General features: G+C 44.4%; 3 protein-coding genes and 3 pseudogenes. 4 read left to right on the top strand and 2 right to left on the bottom strand.

The genetic code is table 11. The features are described from left to right. Positions 1-341: pseudogene (locus tag ACFQ2I_RS13055) on the top strand (IS1380 family transposase); the annotation flags it as partial. Then, positions 341-885: pseudogene (locus ACFQ2I_RS13060) on the top strand (transposase); the annotation flags it as partial. The pseudogenes ACFQ2I_RS13055 and ACFQ2I_RS13060, both read left to right, overlap by 1 nt. 101 nt (positions 886-986) lie before the next feature. On the opposite strand, the gene rlmH reads toward ACFQ2I_RS13060, so the two are convergent. Continuing rightward, on the bottom strand, positions 987-1,466 hold the full coding sequence (rlmH, locus tag ACFQ2I_RS13065; protein ID WP_377564783.1) for a 23S rRNA (pseudouridine(1915)-N(3))-methyltransferase RlmH: 480 nt from the start codon (positions 1,464-1,466) through the stop codon (positions 987-989). Between the two features lie 3 nt (positions 1,467-1,469). Further along, positions 1,470-1,637 carry a CxxH/CxxC protein gene (locus tag ACFQ2I_RS13070; RefSeq protein WP_377564784.1) on the bottom strand — a complete coding sequence of 56 codons (168 nt, stop codon included), beginning with the start codon at positions 1,635-1,637 and terminating at the stop codon, positions 1,470-1,472. A gap of 299 nt (positions 1,638-1,936) precedes the next feature. Between ACFQ2I_RS13070 and ACFQ2I_RS13075 the strand changes: the two are divergent. Continuing rightward, positions 1,937-2,161: pseudogene (locus ACFQ2I_RS13075) on the top strand (hypothetical protein); the annotation flags it as partial. Positions 2,162-2,266: 105 nt separating this feature from the next. Then, the gene (locus ACFQ2I_RS13080) at positions 2,267-2,683 is read left to right on the top strand and encodes a hypothetical protein (RefSeq protein ID WP_377564785.1); all 417 of its coding nucleotides are present in this window, start codon (positions 2,267-2,269) and stop codon (positions 2,681-2,683) included. Positions 2,684-2,867 lie beyond the last annotated feature (184 nt).

Raw genomic sequence — 2,867 nt, forward strand, 5'->3', positions numbered from 1 at the left:
AAGACTTCTATGATTTCTGGGAATCCCGTCAAATCGGGTATGTCGGCAAATTAAAATGGACCAGTCGTCTTGCCCAGCAAGTAAGTGAATGTAAACACTGGACGCACTTTGTTGATGAGGATTGGATCATCGAAGGGATTGTTCTGTTCTACAAAGCAAGTACTTGGCACAAGACGCGGCGTGTGGCTGTCATTCGAAAGATGCAGCGTTACGCTGATGATCATCCACTGCTTGAGCTGGATACGTTCTGGCAATATGAAGCTATGGTCACAACAGAAAGCTGGGAAGCCATCGACGTATGGCGATTCTATAACCAACGCTGCTGTATGGAAAACTACATCTAAAAGGGATTGCTTTGCAGCATCCCAATTACCATTTCAACTATGCCGCCATGGATGCAGGTTACGATTATGAGCCTATATATAAGCAAGTTCGAGAAGGAAAGGCACAAGCCGTTATCGCTTATAACCGTCGGCGTGAACCAGATCTTGCCGGGTTTGACGAACACTTCGCCCCTACCTGTGTTAGAGAGCATTCTTATCGCTACGACAGCTACGACCCGAAATATGAAACTCTCAAATACGTTCGACCGAAAGAGTGTGAGAGCTGTCCATTAGCGCAAGATTCACTTTGTCAGAAGGTTTACAAAATAAAGATCATACCGCTCCGGCTCGAGGCTCGAAACTTTGGAAATAAATCCCTAAAAAACGATCTGCAATTGAAAGAGTTAATGCATACTTGAAGGAATTCTTCCAGTTGAACAATGTGAGACATCGAACAGGTCAAAAAGCGAAAGCGCATTTTAACTTGGTAACGCTAGTTTATAATTGCACAAAGTTAGCATGCGATCGTCTAGGTCGCCAATTACAAGAACAAGCAGCATAATTTTAAAAAACGAAAATGCTCAAATTCGGTTTAGTCTACGATTCTGTAACTAAGCATTATGAAATTGATTCATATAAAAATGAATATATTTCAATTTCGCCTCACTTATGATAAGGTTCCCCCCGGTTAATCTTCACCGCCCGGTATACCTGCTCGATGAGGACGAGCCGCATCAGCTGATGCGGCAAGGTCATGCGCCCGAAGCTCAGCTTCTGCTGGGCGTGCTGCAGCACCGCGGGAGCGAGCCCCGTGCTCCCGCCAATGACGAAAGCCACGTGGCTCCGCCCATACGTGGCTAACTTATCGAGCTGGCCCGCGAGATCCTCGCTGGACCAGAGCTCGCCGTCGAGCGCGAGCGCGATGACATGGGCGTCCGGCTTCAGCTGCGCCAGCAGCCGCTCCCCCTCCCGCTCGCGCACAGCAGCTTCCTCCGCCGGACTCATCGTCTCCGGCGCGCGCTCATCGGGCACTTCCGTGAGCGTCAGCTTCACGTAAGGCCCGAGCCGCTTGGCATACTCCGCTATGCCAAGCACCAGATATTTCTCCTTCAGCTTCCCGACAGCCGCTATCTGTATATGCATTCGCTACACCACCAAGTAAGCGGCTGCCTCATCGCAGAAGTCGCACTTGCGTGGAGGGTCCCAGTCTGCAAATTTCGTTTCCTTCAAATCCACTACATCCGGCGCATCCTCGAACTCATCGACAAATCGCTCCAAAGCTTGCTCAATACATGGTTTACATACACAATACATACGTTGTTTTCGCTTCCTATCCTAGTTGATTATTCCCAAAGTCTACCCCAGGATCGTCAAAATTACAACCGTTCTCCATAAGGAGGAAGACAGTAACTGACCTCTGCTTCCCACTTATTCCTGCCACTTATGCAAAAGGCTATGTTAAACTTTAAGGTTGATATCTGATAGTTACGAACTAACGTTCCATGATTAAGGTGTCAATTCGGTTATGACTATGGATTTACGGAGGCTTAAAAGCTTGCTGACGATAGGGGTAAGTAGGAGCCTATCCTCTTTTTGTAATCCCAAACTAAGGGTGTATCCTCGTTGCCCGTGACCGTCAGAAAATTACATACTCTGGCGTTCTTGGGCGCGGGCGTATCCGAACAACTAAATTGGATGAAGCGATAGGCGGTCATCAGAAATGAATGGACCGCTGCAATGGTTTTTATCCAAATATTTGAAACATTATTTGTCATGGTTTCGTTATATAGACAGTATAGAATATAAGAATACCTCGTCGAACAAGAAAAATATGTTGGTTTAGTCATGCCTATTTACGGTGACGGACACAACAAACAGAAAACTTCGGCTTTCTACTTATAACTCTCAAGGTGAACTGCAATAATTAACAGGGAGGAGTTTCAGTGAAAAAAATGATTGCTTTGATTGTAGTAATAACAACGATATTAATCTGTGTAACGAAATCACTTTATGTTGAGTGGGTAGAGTTATTTATTTTGATTGGTTCTTTAACTGTAATTTCTGTTATATTTAATTTATTTTCCAAACGACAGCGTAGGATTAGTTCTTATGTAGGTAGCTCTGCCATTATAGGATTTTTGGTTTGTTGGATTTTTGGTTTAATCGACTTGATTGCAGACCATTTCATGTACTATCTTCCGACAGGATATGAGGACGGTAGAGCTTTATCATTAGGTTTTAAAATCCAAGAATACAGTGATGATTTATTTGTTGGTAGTGTAATAACTATGATATCCGTCATTTTAGTCTCATTTTTATTAACAACATTACTATCCAAAGCTATTCCTAAAAACCCTTAAAATTGCTCCACCAACGGGAATGATCGCTCAATTAACCGCCTTTTTAACAATGGCGGTTTTCTTATGGAATATAACATATCCAATCGGGTAGGAGGCTACCCATTATTTGAGTAGCCGACCTCCCACACCACCGTACGTACCGTTCGGTATACGGCGGTTCCTAAGTTTACGTCAATACAGTCTT

Source organism: Paenibacillus chungangensis (assembly GCF_042675905.1).
GTDB lineage: Bacteria > Bacillota > Bacilli > Paenibacillales > Paenibacillaceae > Pristimantibacillus > Pristimantibacillus chungangensis.